Consider the following 23,351-nt stretch of genomic DNA (forward strand, 5'->3'; position numbering starts at 1 on the left):
ACGTAAATGACCCACGAAGTAGAGCAAGAACAGAGTTGCCCACGAACAGAGCAAACTAAAAACCGCAAATCTTAGATACCGTGATTGCATCGATTAGCTCTAACGTTGGAGGTAACGTGCAGCCGGAGCTGCGAAGCAGCGGAGGGGACCCAAAGCGCAGCTTTGGGCTGTCACGTTGACCGAAAGGTTAGGGGCTACCATATTTGAAAATCCCCCAGCCGGGCAAACTTAATAAAAGAGGCGATGTATTCATCGTCATTTTCGTCCGCAGAGACTTCTATACCAATTGCCTCGCTTAAGCCCGTTGCCAATTCTTTAGCTGTTACCTTCCCGTTTGGATCTGCCAAATAACTTTCTAAGGCAACGGATAGATTGAAGCTATCTTGTTGGGCTACGATTTGTCCTGCATTCCAGTCATAGGCTCCCTCCCAATTACCATCCGTCTCTCCCCATTCTTTGGGTGGCAATGTCCCGACCTTATCCCAGCCATAATAGATGGCGGCCAAGTTCAAATAAAATGCCCACCCAATGGTTGAAAACCGAAACTTCTCGCCTTGGACATTGCACAACTCTACGGACATTAAGAGCCCCTAACGTGGAGCTAGCCGGCAGCCGGAGCTGCGAAGCAGCGTAGGGAACCCAAAGCGCAGCTTTGGGCTGTCCGGCTGAGCGCAGTGTTCGGCGGCTGGGCAAGTGCTCATGATTTTTTAGTACGAGTGATGCGGGAAATTTCAGAGCGGACAAAGGCTCTGAAGTTACCGCGCTGATCATGCCGAATATGGTCTTTAAGACTTGCGCCGACATTGTCAGTCAAAGTGATATCGGCGCCAGCAGCAATGAGGTAGCGAAACATCCGTTTACGCTGCCGGAGAAGTTTACTGTTGTGCACTTTCACCAAACACATGAGCGGTGTGTAACCACTCTGATCTTGAGCGTTTACGTTATATCCGTTTGCAATGCATGCGCGGACAGCGGCAGTGTTTGAGTAGAAACAATGCCAATGAAGATCTGACCGGCTTTGATCATCAGTCTCGTTCAGTGCGGTGACGGTGGTGATGGGCATGCTCAAGACGCCGAACGTTGGAGGTAACGTGCGGCCGGAATGCCGCAGGCATGGAGGGAACCCAAAGCGCAGCTTTGGGCCGTCACGTTGACCGAAAGGTTAGGCGGCACGGCGAACGTTCCTTGGAGTGGCGACATGCGGAGGGCTACTTCATCCATGGTGGCGCTGCGAAGCCAAATATGACGGACGCCGAAGACGCAGTTACAAGCCAGACACGACTTGTGAAGAGGAACGGAGCACGAAGAGCACGGTCGACGATAAATACCTTGAGCGCCAGGCCGTAGGCGGAGACGAGGAACACAGCGACCGGCCAGAGCATCAAGCCAAGGCCGGCGTCTTGTGACCCGGCGACAAGCGCGGTGGCAATGAAGAGGGCTGGTGGAACAATTAGCACGGAGACATTGGCCCAAGTGAACTGCCCTGTGCGCGAGGCATCGGCTAGCGCGAGAGCGGCACAAGCGGGACCGCCGAGAACTATGGTCCAGAACAGCAGAGTATCCATGTGTGTGTCTGCGGCCTAACGTTGGAGGTAACGTGCGGCCGGAACGCCGCAGGCGTGGAGGGAACCCAAAGCGCAGCTTTGGGCCGTCACGTTGACCGAAAGGTTAGGCCCTGCCGCGACTACAAGCATGACCGATACCCGAGCATGACGCAGCCCATGATCCATCCGATAAAGAACAACCCAGGAGTAAAGAGCCAGGCCAGTGTAGCTACAGACAAGGCGACAACTCGCTTGGCTGACTGCGGCCAACCAGTAGAGAGCAATGCTTTACTTACCGCGAAGACAGCGATGAATGGCAAGGAAACGAATAAGGCGCTCCCAGCCCAGTAGCCAACCTCACGCTGTAGAACAAACGCATCGGGCAAGCCAATTGAAGACTTGGCGTATATAGGCCCTACAACTAGAAGCCACGATATGAACCATAGCGCGATAGTGAGTGAGCCTGCGTGTGAACTTGATACTTTGCCCTCATCGCGCGTGAGCTTTATGGCAAGGAACACGAGTGAGAGAGCTACTGGGGAAAATAATAAGTAGTTCCACATGGCGGCTGGGATGCTGGGCCTAACGTTGGAGGTAACGTGCGGCCGGAACGCCGCAGGCGTGGAGGGAACCCAAAGCGCAGCTTTGGGCCGTCACGTTGACCGAAAGGTTAGGTGCGATCTTCATTTGAGCACTTTCAACTCAATTTGACACCCATCCGGCAGCGTACTGATTTGCCGTGCGATGTCGCCGGAGAAGCGAATTTGTTCAATCTGAGGAACTGCACGCATATTCTCTGCGCTATATGCGCCACCTAATGGACTAGGGATTGCAAGGTGGTACTTCCGACCCGGCAACAATGGGCCTAGTTTCTCTTTTGCTTGGCTAACTAGATTAGACATATACCAGTCAGCTAAGAATTCTTGATTGGCAGATATTGCATCAAGTTCACGACGGTCTTGAGCAACAACCTCACAATATGCATCTTCAGGGCATAGCCGCCAATATTTGCCGTTCTTATCACGGATAAGAAGATTGCCGAAGTCATTCTCTCCGACAATCTCTTCAGCTTCGATGCCAATCCAGCCCCAGGACTCATTTATTGCTTCAATGGCCGACATTACTCGTAGCACCTAACGTTGGAGGTAACGTGCAGCCGGAGCTGCGAAGCAGCGGAGGGAACCCAAAGCGGAGCTTTGGGCTGTCACGTTGACCGAAAGGTTAGGCAAGTTATTTGCACAGGGATCTGTCATTTTTACTCTCGACGAGTGAAGTAACCACGCCATCTTTAACGGTTAACTCAATTTCACTTTCATAAATTGATTTGAAATTCGCATCGCGACACATGTGGCCAATCCGTGCGTTAAATTTTCCAGTTAGCCAATTTGCAAAAATTGATTCACGCGTTTTAGGGTAAACCTCTGCCAAAGGGATTTTTCCGCCGCAGCGACGCAACTCAGTAAGCCATAGCTTGCCATTTGAATACTCGAACTCACCCACAGGACCACCCAGGGCACTGCATTGCTCTCCTTGACGAATCTCAGTGAGTCTCTGCGATGCGGGTAATTCCATCCAGCAGCATTTATCTGGAAAGATATTGCCTGTTCGGCCCTGATATGAAAACCCATCATGAAGTGGTTCTGTAGCGAATACACAAGACGGTATTGCAACCCATGCAAATACTAAACTCAGAAATGAGATGCGGCTCATGACTTGCCTAACGTTGGAGGTAACGTGCAGCCGGAGCTGCGAAGCAGCGGAGGGAACCCAAAGCGCAGCTTTGGGCTGTCACGTTGACCGAAAGGTTAGCCTGGTGCCAGTTCATTTTTGCAACCTTTGCCATACCGTCTCGATGATGTTCATTGATGCGTCGTCTGGATGGCAGAGATTTCCACCGCAAGCAGACATGATCAATTTCTGATTCCCTCGCCAAAGCCCGTATTCGTTGCGGATGCTGGTTCCCCAGCCGTGATGGTACTGAACCAAGTCATTTTTCTTGGTTACGCGTATTAGCTCCTGATCCTTGCTTGGAAGACGAGAAATAAACATATCAGCCGCGACATCAATATTCTCAGGCCATTTGTCTGGGCCAAGTACTTCAGGCTCAGCACCTATGATCAGCAACGAACTACTGAGCCATGTAATGGCCAAAATTAATGAGATGCATTGTTCGCGGCGCATGGGGAAAGGCTAACGTTGGAAGTAACCTGCTGCCGGAGTTGCGCAGCAACGGAGGGAACCCAAAGCGCAGCTTTGGGCAGTCAGGTTGACTGAAAGGTTAGCCAACTCCAATTTAAATTGTTGACTGGGGCTAAAATATTTCATTTTTTACTTCACCAGCTCGTTGAATGCCTACTTCAAACATGGCATCTTTTGCATCGGCAGCCATAGCTTCAATTGCTTTGAAATTATTTGTTTTGTTGGTGAATTCGGTATAGCCGAGAGCTATTTTATCCTTATGAGGAAAGGATTTGAGCGCGGCGACGAGCCCAGATTTTCCTTTGATTATTTTTCCATTAAAGATGTAATGATCTTGAGCGATCAGCAGCCAAACAGTGGGTGCCTCTGCAGCCTGCTGAGTATTCTCTGTGCGGCCTATTAGAGCGATTAGAGCAAGCGTGATAAATGTGAGAAGTTTGCGCATGGAGTGTTGGCTAACGTTGGAGGTAACCTGCCGCCGGAATGCCGGAGGCATGGAGGGAACCCAAAGCGCAGCTTTGGGCGGTCAGGTTGACTGAAAGGTTAGGTGCGTAGGAACCAGCCATATGGAAAGCCATAGCGCCATACATTGAACAGCTCACCTGAGTTTTCTATGCCCACAATGATCATGATTTGCTCAAAGTACTGCAACAACCGGTCACGTTCCTCTGACTCTGCTGAGTGGAAGTTCGCGAGCGCCGATTTAAAGGTTTGGAGTACTAGGGCACGCCTCGGGTTGCTTGGCAAAGTTTGTAACAGGGTATCAATAACTGCATCAACCGAAGATTGGGCTGCAGCACGAGCTAATTCATTTGGGGCTCCGAAATAGAATTTAGCTTGATCAGCATCGAACTTTCGCTCAAGTCGTAGCTTTTTCAACTTATCTATCGTGACTGTCGAAATGTCTAGTTCGTGGTCACTGATAGATGTTGGCCAGAGGGTAAATGTGATACCGGTGAGGCCCGCTGTGATTACAAGGCTAAAGATAACCAATAGGCCAACAATAATTTTCAGAGCAAAGAGCCTCAATTTGGAAGCACCTAACGTTGGAAGTAACCTGCTGCCGGAGTTGCGCAGCAACGGAGGGAACCCAAAGCGCAGCTTTGGGCAGTCAGGTTGACTGAAAGGTTAGAACGTTTTTCGTGCATCATTAAGCACCGATATGTCACCGAATTGGGTGGAAAAGTTAATCTCATACAAGTCGGGATTTAATCGCTGATCTTGCTTGAAATCAGGATGACTCGTCAGAATTTCGATCAGCATTTGATCATTAATTCCGGTTAAAAAGCTTTCCGTGCCTGTAATTACGTCAGAATCTGGTTGGTGAACAATATCGAAGCGGTATTTTTTTGACAATTTTTCAAGCCGCACTAGACGTTCATGAACCTGGGCGGGAGTTGCAAAAAACATCGGGTGATTAGGATACTTTCTTGCAAATATTTGCCGTATTCCCTGTTGGGATAGAGCTTGGCCAGCTTGCCGGCCCTTCTGGTAATGAGTGAACGAAACTGTTGAAACGTATGTAATGCGAGCAGGCGCTTGAGGGCGTAGGTGAGTAGCAGCGCCAATTACTAATGCGATTGCGAAGATTAGTATCATTCGCAACGGCTTTGCAGGGATTGGACTGATGACATTGCCCATGTTCAAAGTTCTAACGTTGGAAGTAACTGGCAGCCGGAGCTGCGAAGCAGCGGAGGGAACCCAAAGCGAAGCTTTGGGCTGTCCAGTTGACTGAAAGGTTAGAGGTTTTTGAATTGATCACACATTTGCTCTCGGTCGTGATCCAGCAAGTAATTGTTGTGCTTCTGGTAGAGAAATAGCAATTTTTCCAGACTGTTTCCTATTACATCCATTCCGCGATCATCGTAGGGGAAAGCGGCTAGCTCCGACTCTAAGTTGATAAAGTAAACCAAACAGCCCAGTTTGGGCCTAATAGAGCCCAAGTCTACTGCAAGTGCACACCATAGAAGTTTTGATAACTGATCTGGATTCGCATGGAACGCGATATTAATCCAATAGCTCTCGCCATCTTCATCATCGTAGTCTCTGTCGTCATTCAGTTCTGCCCATATTTCTCGCTGAGTCGGAACCTTTAACTCAAGGGAATTAAGTTCTTTGGCAATACGCTTGAACTCTGCTCGACTGCCGCTGCTCCAGAAGCGTAGGCATACAGTGATTTTTGATTCGTCAGGGAAAATATCTCGGATTATTACTTGTGCCTTTTGCATGGCACACAAGAACATATCGATAAATGATCCATTCTCGGAAAGTTCAAATCTCAGGCCGTTTGGATAACTGTAGAACAAAGGCCTAAGAAATAGCTTCCCATGAAAGGCTGTATGAATTTTGGTTTGCAGGGGCACTGAAACCTCTAACGTTGGAGGTAACGTGCAGCCGGAGCTGCGAAGCAGCGGAGGGAACCCAAAGCGCAGCTTTGGGCTGTCACGTTGACCGAAAGGTTAGGTATCGAATTCAAGGCAATGTAGTCCTTGGATCTTAGCTAAGCCAATTATCGAATCTGCCTTTTCCCTAGAGTTAAAGTACACAACATTTGTGTCATCCCAGGAGGCTGCATAGACGCAATCAAATTCCGGCAGTATGACCAATTGGCTAGGAGCGCGGCGAGGATCGAATTTGCATTGGGTTAAGAAACCATGTTTGTCCGCGTATTGTTTTATCACTAATTTTGACTTTCGTGGCCATCGGCCGCGATATCTAAGTGTATAAACTTCGGTCGATTCAAATATGGCTTGCCAGTGGGACAGAAATTTCCTGTCTCTGCTTTCTCTTTCCTTGCCGTCGTAACAATCAAGTAAATGCCATTCGCTCTCGTCCCTGAGCCAGTGATCAAAGACCGATATCGCGACTCGATTCATGGAGTTCGGATCGTTCTCTTTAATTGCGCGCAGCTCAGGGAACTGCAAATTTATTGCGTCTTGTTTCTCGGCGCTAACGGATTGCAACAATTTCACAGAGATACCTAACGTTGGAAGTAACGGGCCGCCGGGGTGCCGAAGGCGCGCCGGGAACCCAAAGCGCAGCTTTGGGCGGTCCGGTTGACTGAAAGGTTAGAGCTCGACAATTTGAAGACTTGCTGGCCCATTTTTAACATTCCAATTTCTAGCCATATTTACAACGTCTTCAAATGGTTCATTTCTATGGCTAGTGGTTGCGATAAATTTATTTGGGTAGTGCTCAGATTCTATGATTACCAGATAGTCCATTGCCTCTTCCCATTGATCCGAAAACTCTCCCGCCGCACAGAATAGTGAAATGTCCTGTTTGCAAATGCGCAGAAGCATCGATTCGTACTCAATGCTATATGGCATGTTTGTTCGGAGAATGACGATTGAGTTTGGCAAAATCCAGAGCTCTAACGTTGGAGGTAACGTGCAGCCGGAGCTGCGAAGCAGCGGAGGGAACCCAAAGCGCAGCTTTGGGCTGTCACGTTGACCGAAAGGTTAAGCATTGGTAGCCATTATGGTAACCAAGCCAAGCGCTCCGTCATGGCAAAATTCATAATGAACCTGGTAGGCGTTAAAGTCGCCTTTTATCCAGTCATTACCCTCGGGCGCAGCTTCATAAGCAATGCCCATTCGCTTAAATCCTTCTGTAGCAGCTTCGAATGAATTAAAACAGGGCACACCTTCGATTCCTGATGCAACGGAGTTGAAGCTATGACGGGGTGAGGCGTACATAAATATTGTATCTAAGACTTGCCTCTCGTTGAATCGTAGCTCGAAACCAGCATCAGCTGATGATGCCCAATACAGATCAGGGCTATTTTCTCGGAACCTATCAAAATCATATACGACAGTGATGTTGTAATCTTCGAGCACCTCAATAACTTCATCGCTTTTCAGGGCTAGATTGAGCAAATAGAGTAGGTTCATTCGATGCTTAACGTTGGAAGTAACCTGCTGCCGGAGTTGCGCAGCAACGGAGGGAACCCAAAGCGCAGCTTTGGGCAGTCAGGTTGACTGAAAGGTTAGCCGCCATGCTAGAAGAGCTGCGTACTCGGGAATTGCCGCGGCCATTGTCCATTGAGTAAAAGCCATTGGCGTGAAATGGGCTTTGGATGACCTTCAAACTCATCGTCGATGGCGAGACGTAATGACTTAGAGGCAAGTGTTAGTTCATCTGTTGGAAAAGCGAATAGACACTCTTGATTTGGGGCGACTGCCGCGAAATCGGTACACCCAAATTGATGGTTTAGTGCCCCATAAAACCCCCCGAGGATTAACCCCGCGGCGGGCGCCATCCAATTTCCACGGGCGTACCCAATTTGCACACCATCAAGCAGCGTGGCCGATCCAATGTCGAACTCTTCTCGTTCCCAGGCTTTTGTAAGATTTTGGGTCGCAATATCAAATGCTTCTTCCTCACTTACATTTAGGGCATCAAGGTCTGCGGGGCGCGCATTCATTACGGCACCATTTGCGTCAAAGACGAGAGTGACATGAACGTCGTCCGAGATTCGCCAAGAGATGAGGGAGTTGACGCCGATATTTTCAACCCAGCTAGATGGCACTACATATGGAAAGAGGAGATCAAGTGATTTCATTGAGCACATGGTTCCGAGTTGATGATTGGCGGCTAACGTTGGAGGTAACGTGCGGCCGGAATGCCGCAGGCATGGAGGGAACCCAAAGCGCAGCTTTGGGCCGTCACGTTGACCGAAAGGTTAGGTTTATTTAACCAATTTAACTTTTGCATTTTTGTATGCAACTAAAAGAGAGAGTAGCCAGCCTAGTGTGATGAGAAAATTTACTAGGCTAGTGAAGAACCCCATACCGGTGCTTGCCAAGAATAACGAAGAGATTACTAAAGCTGCTGATAGGGCCGTAAGTAATAAATACGTGTTGAAGGTACTGACTGTCACAGCCGAGCGTGTTAGCAGTTTAAACAGTGCATAGGCTAACAGCGCAAAGTTGAGCGCTGTAAGTGCGACTGTGACTGCAAGAAATATTGGCACTAAACCGTCCATTGGTGATGCGCGTTCCAATAAACCTAACGTTGGGAGTAACCTGCCGCCGGAATGCCGGAGGCATGGAGGGAACCCAAAGCGCAGCTTTGGGCGGTCAGGTTGACTGAAAGGTTAGCCATCTATCGATATGGATTCAATGCTTTTCAATAGTTCATCCTTAATTAAAGGGAACTCACTCTTTGTGGAGTTGAAGTTAAATATTAGTGACCCGTTTCTGTAGGGAGTAATGAGCATAATATTGTGAATATCCGTATCAATTGCTCGCGAGGTAAGTTCAAGCCTTATCCAGTCCCTATTCTTTAGGCGCACAATGGATCGATCTCTCCATTCAATGCCTGGGATTATGCGGTTGAATATGTGCTCGAATGCATCTTTTGCTTCATTGAGCTTGTCAGGTGGTAGTGAGTTGATTTTTATGTCATAGGCTATGCTCGTCGTTCTCCGAGTGTTGCCAATGGCAAAGCGAGGGGCTCTATTGGATGGATATTTTAAAGCAAGCTCACTCGGAGAAAGCGTTGTAAAGCCGCTGGGAGCATCAAAAGAGACCCCAGAATCCGGCAGGGATATGATCTCGGCATCAGCAAAAGACGAGAGCGTGCATAAGAGGAAAAGAATGAGTGATTTCATATATGAGAACGCAGGTGTCAAAAGATGGCTAACGTTGGAAGTAACCTGCCGCCGGAATGCCGGAGGCATGGAGGGAACCCAAAGCGCAGCTTTGGGCGGTCAGGTTGACTGAAAGGTTAGAGCCGCATTTATTTATGATTACCTAGGCACCTTTATATGCGTAGGAAAAATTAATGGGTGGTGACGTAACCGAGATATAAACGAATGGGCTGCTTCCAGAGTTAGTGAACCCGTGCATATCTCCGTCAGCAAACCTAACAACCTGACCTTCGTGAATTTCCAAGGTGTTTTCGCTTTCTAGCAGCAATGTGCCACTGCCGGAGATGGCGATCCAGATTTGCTCAGATGATTCGTGAAGATGCCGGGGTTGAGTGTGACCCGGCTCAACGACCACTCTGGTGATGGTTACACGCTCAGAAAGAGAGTTGTGTGGAGAGAGAAGTTGAGTAGATGTGACGCCAGGATTAGCGAGCACCTTGAACTGCTGATCAGTGAGAAATTCCATGGGCGAGAACAGAGGCTCTAACGTTGGAGGTAACGTGCGGCCGGAATGCCGCAGGCATGGAGGGAACCCAAAGCGTAGCTTTGGGCCGTCACGTTGACCGAAAGGTTAGAGCCCTGAAAGTTAAATGAGAAATGCATTTACGAACTGCTCGCCGCTGTATGAAATGCCAAGCGCAGAAAATTCATTGCCGCATATTTTGCACTTGAGTGATTCAGGTACCTTTCGATAGCCAGAAGGTTCTTGAAAATTTAGTGGGGCTAGCAATTCTTCCATTGATTTATTTAGATGAAAAATTTGGCCAAGATCTAGGCGATATAAGTTGCCCGTGGAATTGCCAACGTAAGTTGCAAAGTCACCACCGGGCCCGCTTTCAAACATGAGAAAGTCTGTCGGCAATCTGCATCTTGGGCAATTGGACTGACAGTTTGAAGCTGGTACGCGGGTAGTGTGCATGGGCTCTAACGTTGGAAGTAACCTGCCGCCGGAATGCCGGAGGCATGGAGGGAACCCAAAGCGCAGCTTTGGGCGGTCAGGTTGACTGAAAGGTTAGGCACGGATTATGGGGCTGGCCAAACATTGGAAAAATCAATGTGCACTTTAACTGCTCGTTCAAAGTCCATTATCTGCCTAGCGCAGTCCTGTTTCCCCCACCAGCGATCAATAGGAAAAATGTTAATTGAATCGCGATAGTGATAACTATCAATGCCGATCTTCTGATCTGCATTGACCGGGGCAAGAACGCAAGCTAGTCCTAAGGCATATATTACTGTCTCGGGCAGGGTCATATATTGATGCTCAATATCAATTTCGAATTGGTGTATACCTTCTGCGATTTTGATAACTATCTCGTATCCATCGGGCAACTCATCCCCGTGTGCCAGAGTGCATCGAATTTTTTCATAAATTATGTCTTCAAATTTTACACCAACGACACCCTTGCTATTTTTGAAGGGAAAGTTTGTTTCTCTTAGATTTATGCCGCCAAACATCAACTCAATTATATCGATATTGTCAGTGATGAATTGCTTGAAACGTCGTCCTGTTTGGGGAATGTCCGGATACGATCTTTTGGCTGTGCCATCCACAGCCAAACATGCGAATAACATGGCCTTATCCAGCTCTCTTGCATCACTGGCATCCAAAGATGATTTGATGTGCGCGGCAATTTTCATGAGTGCCTAACGTTGGTAGTAACGGGCCGCCGGTGACGCGAAGCGGCGCCGGGAACCCAAAGCGCAGCTTTGGGCGGTCCGGTTGACTGCAGTGTTAGGCTGGCGGCGAAACCCCTGCAGGTCATTCTGGCGACGATGGTTGAGCATAGCCCGTTCGGACGCTGCCGTGTGTGCAGCACTGACCGTTCCCGACTGCCGCATCCCAAAGCTGCGATGCTTTGCGACGCCAAGCCGAAGCGCGGTTCTGACGAAGTGCGAACGGTTCAGGATTTGGCTCAACACAAGCCTGACAAACTGAATAAACCTGGCGGCCGTAATTTGAAGCGGCGTTCTTACGGAGAAGTGCTGTTTCCGGTTTTGGATCAGCGCAAAACCATCAGATTTAAATAAACCAGCAACGCCAATTAAAACCGCCTCAAACGGCACCGATGCGGTTTCCGTTAGCGACAGTTTGAAAGTGAGCGATTGCAAGGTTGGCACCAGCCTAACGTTGGAGGTAACGTGCAGCCGGAGCTGCGGAGCAGCGGAGGGAACCCAAAGCGCAGCTTTGGGCTGTCACGTTGACCGAAAGGTTAGGCGCTCTATTTCTTGGTGGTTCGCCTTGTGGTGCGTATTTCAATTGGCTCAGGATCGTGTATGTCTTCTGGTGAAAAAGAGTATCGCTCTTTAAGGTCATCAAAGTCTTTTCTTCCGAGAGCTTCATGCTGCACCATGAATTTATCGGTAAAATCGTCGCCGGCATGACATAACTTTAAGAATGACTCTAAAGTGTCTGCTTTCTGAAATGCACTGTATATTTCTGCGGCATTCGCCTCTAGGTTGGCTTCCCTGACAATGTAATTAATCATCGGCTCCAAATAAAATCTCTTTAACTTATATGAGGCTATTCTGTTGTGTTGCTTTGAAATGATTTGACTGGACTCATCCGGCGCAACAGATTTCAGAATGGTTTCGGTATATTCCCTTAGGGCTTTGTTTACGCTTTCGAGCTCCCCAATCTGTGCGGATAGATTGGACATGGTTGTTTCTTGACTCTTCCTTGAAAGGAAGTCGGCAAATAATCCGGCCCATTGGTCTTTAAGCCAGTTTGATATTTCGTCTAAATTTTCGAAGCCCCTTACAAAGTTATTGCGCTTTTGTCCGATTATTTCTTCAAGTAAGGTGAATATGTTAATGCTATCGACGTGCGCCCACTTTATGCTGGTGTTGTCTCGATTTGCTTTGTAGGTGTTAAATTCGGCGAGAACATTTTTCTCTACGAAGATAAATATTGGAATGTCTCTGTCGCGCGCTGCTATATATTCCTTTTTTGTTATGGAGTTGTATTGTTCGTATATTTTGTCTGTTTCTTTGTCCGGCACTTTTATTTCTGTTGATGCGGCACTTCCATAGCGACCACCAATGATGAGTACCAGCATGTGGCAAGTTGTGATTTCACTGTAGCAAGACTCATCTATCGAGTGGTCATGTCTAAATGGTATGTCACCACTCTCAAAAAGTACGGAATCGTACCCTAAAGATTCGATAAATATCTCAAGATGCTTTCTCGCATGCTTGAGGTCGTAATACGTAGAGCTGATAAATATTCTAGGTTTAGCCATGATGTCCTCCTTGAGTGAATTCTAAGTTGTTCCCTGAGCTTAATTGCGCCTAACGTTGGAGGTAACGTGCGGCCGGAACGCCGCAGGCGTGGAGGGAACCCAAAGCGTAGCTTTGGGCCGTCACGTTGACCGAAAGGTTAGGCAATTTTCCACCCCACGAATTGCTCAATGTCTTCTACGGCAGTAAGTGATTGTGCTTGGACATACGCTGAAGAGTCCTTGAGGCCAGACTTTACCAATGTCTCTACCGGATCTTTGGGGAGGCGGTTAAAGCGGCGTGCGATGTGGCCAAAGCCGAGTAGAGCGTTGCCACGAACATTAGCATCAGGATGCTTTGCGAGAATTGAACAAACTTCAATAGCCTCATCAATGTTGGCCTCATTGAGAGAAATGGCAACAACCAAATGAAGCAATTCGTTTGGTTGATTGCGATTCAATGCAGCTAGGGTTGAGTCTGATGCCATGCCAAAGATTGCCTAACGTTAAGTAGACGTCCTATTTGACGTGATTAATCACGTCATTGTGACGCATAAAATGAATGACTGTTTCTGTAGGGCTTTGATTTAAAAGGATGTATCGTTTCGTGGGCGCGTTAGACATCCTAATAGATTGTGCAAAGCCGTCAAGATTATGAGGCCAACCCGTAGGTTCTCACCGAGGTAGTCTTGAGACCGTGCTCCACAGACCTCAAAGCCCAAATGTACTTGTGCTGGGCAGTGTAGGCATCATCCAAATGGGTGAGACGGAGGGACTTTGGGTAGCCGAGCGCTAAAGCGTGAAACACTGTTAAGCCATGTTTCCTGATCTGGACCGTGACAGTTCTAGACGGGTATTGGCGAGCGAGGGCGGGTAATATTGATAAAAAAACAATGAGTTAGATCGAGCTTGTAATCAGCAGGTCATCCGTTCGATTCGGATAGTCGGCACCAAACCAGACAAAGGCTTAGCCCTCCGGGCTAGGCCTTTGTTGCATTCTGGCGTTGTGAAAGTGGGCCCGTCGGCCTACCGGGTTGGCTTGATGCTGTGTCTAGCCGAGCACCGCCTCTGCCATGCCCGCGTAGAGGGGGATGCCGAGTAGGATGTTGAGCGGGAAGGTAATACCCAGCGACATGCCGATATAGAGCGAGGGGCTGGCTTCGGGGATGGCGACGCGCAGGGCGGCCGGCACGGCAATGTAGGAGGCGCTGGCGGCAAGCACCATCAGCAGGGCGGCATTGCCGGCCTCGACACCCAGCAGGGCGGCGAGCAGCAAGGCGAGGGTGGCGTGGGCCAGGGGGGCGGCAATCGCATAAGCCGCGAGCCAGGGCGAGCTTTGGCGCAGTTGGGGCAGTTGGCGCGCAGCCAGCAAACCCATGTCCAACAGGAAGAACGCCAGCATGCCTTTGAACAGGTCGCCAGAAAAAGGCTGCATGGCGGCTTTGCCGGCGTCGCCGGTCAGCAGGCCTACCACCATGGCACCGATCAGCAAGAGCTGAGCGCCATCCGTCAGCGACTCATGCAGTAGCTTGCCAATCGCAGGGCGCGGTCCGGGTGTGGTGGCCAGTGCCGCGACACCGTTCCCCATGGTGGCAAGCTGGGCCTGCTGACGCAGTTGATTGGCGAGGATCACGGCCAGGATGATGGCTGGCGACTCCATCAGCGCCATGGCGGCGGCCATGTGACCACCGTATTCGATACCTCTGTTATCCAGGAACTGGGTGGCCGTGATGAAGGTCACCGCGCTCACCGAGCCGTAGGTGGCGGCAATGGCGGCGGCATCCAGTGGTGCCACGCGTCGCTTGAGCACCGTGTAGCCGACAAGCGGGATGATCACGGCCAGCGCAATGGCAATCAGCAGGCTGCGGACGACTTCCACCGTGAGCCCGGTCTGCGCGAGCGCGAACCCGCCTTTGAGACCCAGCGCCATCAGCAGATACAGAGACAGAAACCGGGAGATAGCGGGGGGGATTTCCAGATTGGATTTCAGCAAGCCAGCCAGCACGCCGAAGATGAAGAACAAGATGGCGGGATCCAGCAGGTTTTGCATACGAGCGCTCCAATCGAGGAATGGGCGGCATGCTAAGCGGCCTTTGGAATCATGTAAAATCGATATTAATGTTTGTTTTCATAGATAAAAGATTATGAACGTCACTTTCCGGCAGCTGCAGCTGTTCCTGGCTTTGGCGGAGCACGGCAGTATCAGCGCGGCGGCCAAAGCGTGTCATGTAACCCAGCCTACGGTGTCCATGCAGCTACGCGAGCTGTCTGAAAGTGTGGGCCTGCCGCTTTATGAGGTCGTCGGCAAGCGCATCTCCTTGACGGAGGCCGGGCACCAGCTGGTGGAGACGGCGCAAACCATGCAGCGGGCTTGGCGGGAGTTCGGCGAGCAGATCGATCAGATGCAGGGCTTGCAGCGTGGGCGGCTCAAGGTGGCGGTGGTGAGTACGGCCAAGTATTTCGTGCCCGCTCTGCTGGGCGCGCTATGCCGGGCGCATCCAGCGGTGGATGTCAGCCTCTCGGTCCTGAATCGGGATGGCGTCTTGGGCAGGCTAACCCGTAATGAAGACGATCTGTACATCATGTCCCAGCCACCACAGGATGCGGAGATCATGGCCGAGGCCTTCCTGAGCAATCCGCTGGTGCTGATTGCGGCCCGCGATCATCCGCTTGCCGGGCGCGGTGCGACAGATCTGAATGCCTTGCGGCAGGAGCGATTCATTCTGCGCGAGCCGGGTTCCGGTACACGCCGTGCGGTAGACAAACATTTCGCTGCGCTGGGTTTTGATCCCTCCATCCGCATGGAGTTGGGCAGCAACGAGGCGATCAAGCACTCCGTGGCGGCAGGACTGGGCCTGGCCGTGTTGTCACGCCATGCACTCCATAGTGATCCCGCCTTGGATGGTCTGGCTATCTTGCCGGTGGCACAGTTTCCGATCGAAGCGAACTGGTACATCGTGCACCTCAAGGGCAAACGCCTGTCACCGATCGCAACCGAGTTTCTGGCGCATTTGCGCGAATATGCGAGTGGCTTGCCCGGTGGCGCAGCGGTGCTGCCTTAGTCTGGCCGTGGCGTGGTGCCGGGCATGGTGGGCATGCATGGCAGCTGGTGTTTTGGCTCAAGGCACTAGCAAGCGCCCATCACTGACGTGCCACTGGCGATCGCAAGCCGCGGCAATCTCGGGATCATGGGTGCTGATCAGGAAGGTGGTGCCTTCCTGCTGGTTGATCTGACGCAGCAGGGACATCACATTCCGGCTGTTTTCGCGATCCAGATTACCGGTGGGCTCATCGCCAAAAACCAGTAGCGGTGAAGCAACCAGAGCGCGAGCAATGGCGACGCGCTGTTTTTGCCCGCCAGATAGCTGCCCGGCGGGACGCCTGGCCATGTCGGCCAGCCCCACGGCCGCCAGCAGATCGCCCGCGCGTTGGCGCAGGGCAGGGTGCAGGCCGCCTTCCACCGTAGCCAGTGGGAAGGCCACGTTCTCCAGTGCGGAAAAGTCCGGGAGCAGGTGGTGGAACTGGAAAACAAAGCCCATCTTTCGCAGGCGTATACGTGCGCGCTCGGTCTCTGTCAGGGTATCGACACGCTGGCCATCGATGTGCAGCTCGCCTTCACTGGCCCGTTGCAGCAAGCCCAGTATCCCCAGTAGCGTGGACTTGCCGCTGCCCGAAGGGCCAAGCAGGGCCACCATGTCCCCTCGCTGGAGTGTTACGTCGATGCCCTTGAGCACGGTGGTGTCACTCTCGCCATCCCGGTAACGCTTGATGAGGCCTTGGGCAGTCAGGATCGTCGAAGTCATGTGCCGATGGCCTCCAGAGGATCGAGCTTTGCAGCGCGCCAGGCAGGCAAGGTCGCGGCCAGTGCACCGATGACCACGGCGGCGCTGATCACGATGAGGTAACCACCTTGTTGAGGGTCGATCGGGAGTGCTTGCGTGCCATCGGCACGCTTGAGCGTGGCCAGAAAGCTGCTGAATCCCCAACCCACCAGCGCGCCGCTTACGCCCCCCAGCCAGCCTATCCAGATCCCCTGTTGCAGGAAGACACTGAAGACAAAGCGCCGGGGCACGCCCGCGCTGCGCATGATGCCGATCTCGGCCTTGCGCTTCTGGGTAGACAACAAGAGGCTGGACGCAATGACGAGCAGCATGGTGAGCAGGGAAAATGTCTGGATCATGCGCCCCGTATTGCCTTGTGCCGTGAGCGCCTGCTTGAGCTGGGTGTTCTTCTCGGTCCAGTCGTAGACCTTGAGACCCGTTTCGCGACGGAGTTGTGCGGCCAGCACGGGCGCGGCTGCGGGGTCCGCGAGCTTGAGCTGGATGCGGCTGATGCCGTTATCGAGCCCGGCCAGTACGCGGGCATTGCGCAAGTGCAAATAAACGATCCGTTCATCCACGGACGAGATCCCCAGCTTGAAGATGCCGGCAATCCGCAGGCGTACCGCCGTGTCGTTATCCCCCCGCAGGGTAAGCACGCTACCGGGGCGGAGCCGGAGCTTGTTGGCGAGATCGCGGCCGATCAGCACCTCGCCGACCGACAGCGTAGCCTTGCCTTCTTGCAGGGTACCTGCCAGATCGGCAATCAGGGATGCGCGTTCCGGCAACACGCCGATATAACTCACCGGGCTGGATGCGCCGCTACGGCGCACGAAGCCAGCGCCGGTGACCTCGGGCGAGGTGCCGATCACGCCGGGCAAAGCATCAAGCCGTGCTGACAGGGCTGTCCATTCGCGAATCTGCGGGCGTTCTAGTTCAAGCACCTGCTCCGCCAGCAACTGGGTCGCCGTCGAGCCGGGCTCGGTCCAGTCCGCACGGATGCCTGCGGGCTCACGTTCCAGCGTGATGTGCGCGATATTACCGATGGTCTGGCGTGTCAGTGTGGTGGCCAAGCCATTGATCAGGCTGGTGATGAACACGAAGGCCAGCACCGCAACGCCAACGCCGGCGAGCAAAAGCGCCGTTTGCAGCGGAGACGACCACAGGTAGCGCAGTGCCACCCGGGTAGAGAAGGGCATCATTCCGTCACCACGCCGCGCAATGGCGGTGCAGGCACTGCACGGGGAGACAGGACCAGTTGCTCGCCGGCACGCAGGCCAGCCAGAACCGCCACACGCTCGGCTGGCCAATCCCGGAAGCGGATCGTGCGCCTTACGGCTTTATCGCCCTGCAATACCAGCACTTCCCCCGTACCCTGCGCGGCAGCCTGAGCGGTGCTGCCCGAGAGCAGCGCGGAACGGGGAATCGTGATGCTGTCCGGCAGCGTAGCGACACGGATGATCAGGTCCATGCTGCGGCCAATGGGTGCAGCCAATGACTGCTTGGGCGTGATGCGGACCAGTCGGCCACCGGTGGCCGTGTCCACGTCCGGGGCCAGATAGGAAACCGACCCATCCAGTTGCTTATCCTGCCAGCGTATCTTGGCGGCCATGCCGGGGCGCAACTGGTCGGCGATGGCTTCGTCGATATCGGCTTCCAGCAACTGGGTATGCGGGCTGGCCAGCTCCATGATGCCGTTACGACCATCCACGATGGCACCGGGATCGGCTAGCCGACGCAGCACGATCCCGTCCATCGGGGCGAGAATCCGTGTCTCTTGTTGCTTTGCAACGGTTTCGCGCGTTCCGGCGGTGCTGGCTGCAAGCGCGGCGCGTGCCTGGGCGAGCTCCGACTCGCGTCGTGCCAGCGCGGCATCGGACAGGAATCCTTGCTGCTGCAGGCGACGCTCTCGCGCCAGATCCTGCTCAAGCTGGGCTACCTGCGCAGCAGCCTGATTGCGCAAGGCGCGGGCCTGCTCGTTCTGTGCGGACAGGGCGAGTACGCTGACGGTGGCCAGCAGCTGCCCTGATTTCACCATGGCGCCTTCCTCGGCATGCAGGGCCTCGACCCGGCTGCTGAGCAGCGGCGCCACAGTCACCCGATCCTGCGCCTGCAGCCGGCCGGTCAGGCCCAGATCCAGATTGACTTCACTGGGGCGCAGCACCTCAATCGGCACCGGTTTGGGTTGGGCCGCACGTTGCCAGACGAGGACCGCAGCCAGCGCAAGCAGCAAACAGCCGATACCGATGTAGTGTCTCTTTTGCATAAAACACCTTTACGTATAATACAATTATTGTACGTCAAAACGATTCAGGGTGCGCAAGCCGTGGCTGGGCGCGAGAGGGGCAAGCATGGCACCGTTGCACGTGGTCTGGTTCAAGCGTGACTTGCGGGTTCGCGATCATTGGCCGCTATACCGCGCCATGCAAGCCGGTCAGGTGATTGCACTGTACGGTGAGGAGCCCGCCCTGCGTGCGCTGCCGGATTTTTCGGATCGGCATCGGCTGTTCATCGACCAGAGTCTGGCCGAGCTGGCGCATGACTTGTCCCGCTTAGGCGTTCCTTTGTTCAGGTGGGCCGGCGAGGTGGTGGATGCCCTGCAGGTTTTGCGCGCGTGCCATCCGCTAGCGGGTTTGTGGAGTCATGAGGAAACCGGCAATCTCGCCAGCTATGCCCGTGACCGGGCAGTCGGGCGCTGGTGCCGTGACCAAGGTGTGCCCTGGCAGGAGATCCCGCAGTTCGGCGTGGTGCGTCGTCTGGCCAGTCGCGATGACTGGCACGCGCACTGGTCCGCCTTCATGGCCTCCCCGATCGCGCCACTACCGCCGCCGCAAGCAACGCCGCTGCTGGTGCTGCACGACGATACCCGCTGGCAGCGGGTCCAGCCTCAGGCGGCACGGCTGGAGACTGCCGCCCAGCCCGGTGGTCGTCGTGCTGCGGTCGGTGTACTGACCGATTTTCTGACCGCGCGTTGCCAGCAATATCGCGGCGGCATCTCCAGTCCGCTGCGCGCTCCCACCGCGTGTTCACGCTTATCGCCATATCTTGCCTGGGGCAACCTGTCGGTACGCGAGGTCCTGCAGGCAACCCGTCGTCAGGCCCTGGCCTTGGGTGAATCGGCTGAGCACGCCCAGGCATGTGTGTCTTTGCGTCAGTTTGAATCCCGCTTGCATTGGCACTGCCATTTCATCCAGAAGCTGGAAATGGCACCCGCGCTGGAACAGCATTGCCTGCATCCGGGCTACGAGGGTCTGCGTGAACCCGGCTTGGCGGGTCCGCACTATGCTTCCTGGGCTGCGGGAGAGACAGGCTACCCACTGGTGGATGCCTGCATGGCCATGCTGACCCGGACAGGGTGGTTGAACTTCCGCATGCGCGCCATGCTGGTCAGCTTTGCCAGTTACAACCTCTGGCTCCATTGGCAGGCGCCTGCGTGGCACTTGGCGCGTCTGTTCACCGATTACGAGCCGGGTATCCACTACCCGCAGATACAGATGCAATCAGGGGTCACCGGTATCAATGCCTTGCGCATCTATAACCCCATCAAGCAGGCCCAGGATCATGATCCGCACGGTCATTTTGTCCGCCGCTGGCTACCGGCATTGCGCCGTGTGCCGGATGCGTGGCTGTTCCAGCCCTGGTTGATGCCGGCATCGTTACAACGCCAAGTGGGGTTTCGCCTTGATGTGGACTACCCCGCACCGATAGTGGACTTCGATCAAAGCTACCGCGAAGCCAAGGCACGGTTTGCCCTGTGGCGACAGCAGCCGGGGATGCGTGAGATGGCCCGGCAGGTGTACGAGCGTCACGGTAGCCGGGCCAAGCAGCCCGTGCGTACTGCGCCGCGCGCCGCTTCCGGGCGCCAGTTGGGTCTGTTTCCCGAGGGAGGCAAGTCATGAAAATGCGCAAGAAGTCGATGCTGCCTACCAAGCTGTGTGTTGCCTGTGCCCGACCGTTCAGCTGGCGCAAGAAGTGGGCTGCCGTATGGGATGAGGTCCGGTATTGCTCCGAACGCTGTCGACATGCGCGAAAAGGGGGCTGACATGACACGACGAATCTGGTGGGTGCGCCGTGATGCCCGACTCCATGATCAGCATTGCCTGGCGGATGCCGCTGATCTGAGCGCCCTGCTGCCGGTGGTGGTGCTCGACGATACGGCGATACAGCCCGTCAGCATTGACGGGGTCAACCTGGGTTTTACCCGCCGCAGTGTGCGAGCCCAGCAATTCGTGCTGTCGGGCTGGCAGGCGCTGCGGTCGGCGTTGCGCGCACGCGGGAGTGATCTGCTGGTGTTACGCGGCCAGCCTGCCGTGTGCCTGGCTGAGCTGGCAAAGGTCTGGCGTGCGGATGAACTGGTGTGCAGTGAAGCCCAGGGCACCGAGGAGGCCGCCCAAGCGCAGGCACTGGCGTCGGCGCTGGCCGCCCGGGGCGTGGCGTTCAAATCGATCTGGCAGCACACCTTGCTGGCACCGTCGCAGTTGCCGTTCAGGCTCGACGACTTGCCGCGCGTTTTTACCGTGTTTCGTCAGGCGCTGGATCGGCAAGGCTGGGCAGCCGTGCCGCCACTGCCGGCGCCCAGCTGTCTGCCGCTGTGTGACCTGCATCCGGTACCCGGTCAGGTGTCCTTGCCGCACCCGGTTGAGCTGGATACCGATGTGCGGAGTGTCTTTCCCTTTGCGGCAGGGGAGTCCGCCGCCCTGCAACGCATGACCGACTATCTGTTCGGGTCGCAAGCAGTGCGGCATTACAAGGACAGCCGCAATGGCTTCATGGGGACGGACTATTCCAGCAAGTTTTCTCCCTGGCTGGCGCAGGGGCAGCTGAGTCCGCGTACTTTGCTGGCGGCCATTGAGACCCATATGGCCCAAGCGGGCCGGCATGAATCGGCCGAGTGGCTGGTGTTCGAATTGTTGTGGCGCGATTTCTTTGCCTGGAGTGCTGCGCGTCATGGTCGCCGTCTGTTCACGGTCACGGGCATGCAAGGTCAAACGCGGAACTGGCGCCATGACCTGAGCGATTTTGCGCACTGGTGTCAGGGGCAAACCGGTGATGCCCTGGTGGATGCAGGGCAGCTGGAACTCATCACTACCGGCTACATCGGCAACCGCGCGCGCCAGAACATGGCCAGTTATCTGATCCATGATCTGGGTATAGATTGGCGTTGGGGAGCGGCCTGGTTCGAGCACCATTTGCTCGACTACGACCCGGCCAGCAATTATGGCAACTGGCAATACTTGGCCGGTGTGGGCAATGATCCCCGCGCGGTGCGCCGCTTTGATACCCGTGCGCAGGCCCGGCGCTATGATCCGGAAGCCGCCTACCGGCAGACTTGGCTGTGCCATGAGTGAGCTGCGACTGATTCTGGGCGATCAGCTTAACGCTGGGCATAGCTGGTTCCGCCAGCGCGATCCCGCGGTCTGCTATCTCCTGATGGAGGTGCGCAGCGAGACGGACTATGTGCGCCACCATGCGCAAAAGGTGCTGGCGATCTTCGCCGCTATGCGCCGGTTTGCCGCGGCACTGGAACAGGCTGGCCACCGCGTGCAGTACCTGCGGATTGATGATCCGGCCAACCGCCAGAGCCTCGCCGCCAATGTGCAGGCGTGCCTGGCGTCGGGTGTGTTTTCCTGCTGGTCACGCATGCAAGCCGATGAATGGCGTGTGGAGTCGGCGCTGCAGTCACTCCAGACAGACTTGGCGCTGCCTTGCGATGTGGTGGACAGCGAGCACTTCCTTAACGCCCGCGATGCGCTGGCCAGCGCATTCCGGCAGCGCGTACCGCGCATGGAGACCTTCTACCGCGCCGAACGCCAGCGCTGGCAGTGCTTGCTGGAACCGGATGGCACCCCTATGGGCGGGCGCTGGAACTTCGATACGGAAAACCGTGCCCGCTGGCAGGGAGAACCGGCGGCGGTGGACTGGCCACAGGGTGGCCACGATCTGCGTGATCTCTGGGCGACCATTCGGCAAAGCGGCATCCAGACCTTGGGCGAGCCAGATGCCGAACACTGCCGCTGGCCGCTCACACGCCGTGAGGCGCGCACTTGGCTGCAGCACTTCATTACCCACGCCTTGCCGCATTTTGGGCGCTTTCAGGATGCCATGAGCACGCGCTCATCGACCCTGTTTCATTCCGGTTTGAGCTTTGCCTTGAATATCAAGCTGCTGAATCCGCGTGAAGTGATTGAAGCGGCGGTTGGCGCCTATCTGGCGGGCAAGGTCGCACTGCCCAGTTGCGAGGGCTTTGTCCGGCAGATTCTGGGCTGGCGGGAATATGTGCGAGGGGTTTATTGGGCCAGGATGCCCGATTACCGCACGCTCAATGTGCTGGGCGCGCAGCGGCCGCTGCCGGGCTGGTTCTGGACCGGTGAGACCCAGATGGCCTGTTTACGGGAAGCCATTACACAATCGCTGCAGACGGCCTATGCGCACCATATCCAGCGACTGATGGTCACAGGGAACTTTGCCATGCTGGCCGGCTGCCATCCGGACGAGGTGGATGCCTGGTATCTGGGGATCTATATCGATGCGTTTGAGTGGGTGGAGCTTCCCAACACCCGCGGCATGAGCCAGTTTGCCGATGGCGGCATCGTGGGCAGCAAGCCCTACTGCGGGTCGGCCAGTTACATGAGCAAGCAGTCGGACTACTGCGGCTCATGCTACTACGCCGCGCGTGACCGCCATGGCGAGCGGGCCTGCCCCTTGAACAGCCTGTATTGGCATTTTCATGCCCGCCACGCTGATCGTCTGAGCCGCAATCCCCGTCTGGCCATGCCCTATGCCGTGTGGCGCAAGCTGCCAGAAACGGAACAGCAAGCCACCTTGAAGCAAGCCGAGTTCTACCTGAGCCGGATCGAGACGCTCTGAGGCGCGGCGGCGGGCAACCCTCACGGTAACCCGTCGCCTCCTCATCGTTGCTGGC

At 54.5% G+C, this 23,351-nt stretch carries 27 protein-coding genes; 5 read left to right on the forward strand and 22 right to left on the reverse strand.

The genetic code is table 11. The features are described from left to right. Positions 1–194: 194 nt before the first annotated feature. The 19 genes from O9X62_RS10670 to O9X62_RS10760 form a co-directional block, all read right to left on the reverse strand. Positions 195–581, reverse strand: coding sequence for a hypothetical protein (locus tag O9X62_RS10670; RefSeq protein ID WP_269532839.1), 387 nt, complete (start codon positions 579–581; stop codon positions 195–197). 116 nt (positions 582–697) lie between these two features. Next, positions 698–1,063: an ankyrin repeat domain-containing protein gene (locus O9X62_RS10675; protein ID WP_269532840.1), complete on the reverse strand. Its 366-nt coding sequence runs from the start codon at positions 1,061–1,063 to the stop codon at positions 698–700. Positions 1,064–1,208: 145 nt separating this feature from the next. Beyond that, positions 1,209–1,565: a hypothetical protein gene (locus tag O9X62_RS10680; protein WP_269532841.1), complete on the reverse strand. Its 357-nt coding sequence runs from the start codon at positions 1,563–1,565 to the stop codon at positions 1,209–1,211. A 662-nt stretch (positions 1,566–2,227) separates the two neighbouring features. Then, positions 2,228–2,665 carry a T6SS immunity protein Tdi1 domain-containing protein gene (locus O9X62_RS10685; RefSeq protein WP_269532842.1) on the reverse strand — a complete coding sequence of 146 codons (438 nt, stop codon included), beginning with the start codon at positions 2,663–2,665 and terminating at the stop codon, positions 2,228–2,230. 109 nt (positions 2,666–2,774) lie between these two features. Continuing rightward, a complete protein-coding gene (locus tag O9X62_RS10690) occupies positions 2,775–3,254 on the reverse strand; it encodes a hypothetical protein (RefSeq protein WP_269532843.1) in 480 nt (159 codons plus the stop codon). Between the two features lie 111 nt (positions 3,255–3,365). Then, positions 3,366–3,725 (reverse strand): DUF6794 domain-containing protein, encoded by a 360-nt coding sequence (locus O9X62_RS10695; RefSeq protein ID WP_269532844.1) that lies wholly within the window; start codon positions 3,723–3,725, stop codon positions 3,366–3,368. Between the two features lie 130 nt (positions 3,726–3,855). After that, on the reverse strand, positions 3,856–4,188 hold the full coding sequence (locus O9X62_RS10700; RefSeq protein ID WP_269532845.1) for a hypothetical protein: 333 nt from the start codon (positions 4,186–4,188) through the stop codon (positions 3,856–3,858). Positions 4,189–4,286: 98 nt separating this feature from the next. Further along, positions 4,287–4,823, reverse strand: coding sequence for a DUF4844 domain-containing protein (locus O9X62_RS10705; RefSeq protein WP_269532846.1), 537 nt, complete (start codon positions 4,821–4,823; stop codon positions 4,287–4,289). Between the two features lie 48 nt (positions 4,824–4,871). Then, positions 4,872–5,384, reverse strand: a complete 513-nt coding sequence (locus O9X62_RS10710; RefSeq protein ID WP_269532847.1) for a hypothetical protein — start codon at positions 5,382–5,384, stop codon at positions 4,872–4,874. Positions 5,385–5,482: 98 nt separating this feature from the next. Next, entirely contained in the window at positions 5,483–6,106 is a 624-nt protein-coding gene (locus O9X62_RS10715) for a DUF3885 domain-containing protein (RefSeq protein WP_269532848.1), read from the reverse strand. Between the two features lie 1,098 nt (positions 6,107–7,204). Then, on the reverse strand, positions 7,205–7,636 hold the full coding sequence (locus O9X62_RS10720) for a hypothetical protein (protein ID WP_269532849.1): 432 nt from the start codon (positions 7,634–7,636) through the stop codon (positions 7,205–7,207). Positions 7,637–7,743: 107 nt separating this feature from the next. Next, entirely contained in the window at positions 7,744–8,307 is a 564-nt protein-coding gene (locus O9X62_RS10725; protein ID WP_269532850.1) for a hypothetical protein, read from the reverse strand. Positions 8,308–8,841: 534 nt separating this feature from the next. Then, positions 8,842–9,357: a hypothetical protein gene (locus O9X62_RS10730; protein ID WP_269532851.1), complete on the reverse strand. Its 516-nt coding sequence runs from the start codon at positions 9,355–9,357 to the stop codon at positions 8,842–8,844. Between the two features lie 142 nt (positions 9,358–9,499). Then, complete coding sequence (locus O9X62_RS10735; RefSeq protein ID WP_269532852.1) at positions 9,500–9,862, reverse strand: cupin domain-containing protein; 363 nt, start codon at positions 9,860–9,862, stop codon at positions 9,500–9,502. 557 nt (positions 9,863–10,419) lie between these two features. Beyond that, the gene (locus tag O9X62_RS10740; protein WP_269532853.1) at positions 10,420–11,034 is read right to left on the reverse strand and encodes a hypothetical protein; all 615 of its coding nucleotides are present in this window, start codon (positions 11,032–11,034) and stop codon (positions 10,420–10,422) included. A 6-nt stretch (positions 11,035–11,040) separates the two neighbouring features. After that, positions 11,041–11,505, reverse strand: coding sequence for a hypothetical protein (locus O9X62_RS10745; protein WP_269532854.1), 465 nt, complete (start codon positions 11,503–11,505; stop codon positions 11,041–11,043). Between the two features lie 110 nt (positions 11,506–11,615). Further along, complete coding sequence (locus tag O9X62_RS10750; protein WP_269532855.1) at positions 11,616–12,635, reverse strand: DUF4062 domain-containing protein; 1,020 nt, start codon at positions 12,633–12,635, stop codon at positions 11,616–11,618. Positions 12,636–12,772: 137 nt separating this feature from the next. After that, positions 12,773–13,099, reverse strand: coding sequence for a hypothetical protein (locus O9X62_RS10755; protein ID WP_269532856.1), 327 nt, complete (start codon positions 13,097–13,099; stop codon positions 12,773–12,775). A 563-nt stretch (positions 13,100–13,662) separates the two neighbouring features. Beyond that, on the reverse strand, positions 13,663–14,661 hold the full coding sequence (locus O9X62_RS10760; protein WP_269532857.1) for a sodium-dependent bicarbonate transport family permease: 999 nt from the start codon (positions 14,659–14,661) through the stop codon (positions 13,663–13,665). Between the two features lie 94 nt (positions 14,662–14,755). Here O9X62_RS10760 and O9X62_RS10765 point away from each other — a divergent pair, with 94 nt between their 5' ends. Further along, on the forward strand, positions 14,756–15,673 hold the full coding sequence (locus tag O9X62_RS10765; protein WP_269532858.1) for a LysR family transcriptional regulator: 918 nt from the start codon (positions 14,756–14,758) through the stop codon (positions 15,671–15,673). Between the two features lie 57 nt (positions 15,674–15,730). On the opposite strand, the gene O9X62_RS10770 is transcribed toward O9X62_RS10765, so the two are convergent. The 3 genes from O9X62_RS10770 to O9X62_RS10780 are packed head-to-tail and all read right to left on the reverse strand — an operon-like array spanning position 15,731 to position 18,695. Continuing rightward, entirely contained in the window at positions 15,731–16,414 is a 684-nt protein-coding gene (locus O9X62_RS10770; protein ID WP_269532859.1) for an ABC transporter ATP-binding protein, read from the reverse strand. Then, positions 16,411–17,631 (reverse strand): ABC transporter permease, encoded by a 1,221-nt coding sequence (locus tag O9X62_RS10775; RefSeq protein WP_269532860.1) that lies wholly within the window; start codon positions 17,629–17,631, stop codon positions 16,411–16,413. The genes O9X62_RS10770 and O9X62_RS10775 overlap by 4 nt, the downstream gene beginning before the upstream one ends. Next, positions 17,628–18,695 (reverse strand): efflux RND transporter periplasmic adaptor subunit, encoded by a 1,068-nt coding sequence (locus O9X62_RS10780; protein ID WP_269532861.1) that lies wholly within the window; start codon positions 18,693–18,695, stop codon positions 17,628–17,630. Before O9X62_RS10780 ends, O9X62_RS10775 begins: the two co-directional genes overlap by 4 nt. Positions 18,696–18,780: 85 nt before the next feature. Between O9X62_RS10780 and O9X62_RS10785 the strand changes: the two genes are divergently transcribed. Genes O9X62_RS10785 through O9X62_RS10800 form a run of 4 tightly spaced genes read left to right on the forward strand, consistent with a single transcriptional unit; the run spans position 18,781 to position 23,296 of the window. After that, complete coding sequence (locus tag O9X62_RS10785) at positions 18,781–20,328, forward strand: cryptochrome/deoxyribodipyrimidine photo-lyase family protein (protein ID WP_269532863.1); 1,548 nt, start codon at positions 18,781–18,783, stop codon at positions 20,326–20,328. A gap of 17 nt (positions 20,329–20,345) precedes the next feature. Further along, the gene (locus O9X62_RS10790) at positions 20,346–20,471 is read left to right on the forward strand and encodes a DUF2256 domain-containing protein (RefSeq protein ID WP_308446469.1); all 126 of its coding nucleotides are present in this window, start codon (positions 20,346–20,348) and stop codon (positions 20,469–20,471) included. Position 20,472: 1 nt separating this feature from the next. Then, a complete protein-coding gene (locus tag O9X62_RS10795) occupies positions 20,473–21,777 on the forward strand; it encodes a DASH family cryptochrome (RefSeq protein ID WP_269532865.1) in 1,305 nt (434 codons plus the stop codon). Then, complete coding sequence (locus tag O9X62_RS10800; protein ID WP_269532866.1) at positions 21,770–23,296, forward strand: cryptochrome/photolyase family protein; 1,527 nt, start codon at positions 21,770–21,772, stop codon at positions 23,294–23,296. The genes O9X62_RS10795 and O9X62_RS10800 overlap by 8 nt, the downstream gene beginning before the upstream one ends. The last annotated feature ends 55 nt before the right edge of the window (positions 23,297–23,351 follow it).

The sequence above is a fragment of the Chitinimonas sp. BJYL2 genome, assembly GCF_027257935.1.
Classification (GTDB): Bacteria; Pseudomonadota; Gammaproteobacteria; order Burkholderiales; family Chitinimonadaceae; genus Chitinimonas.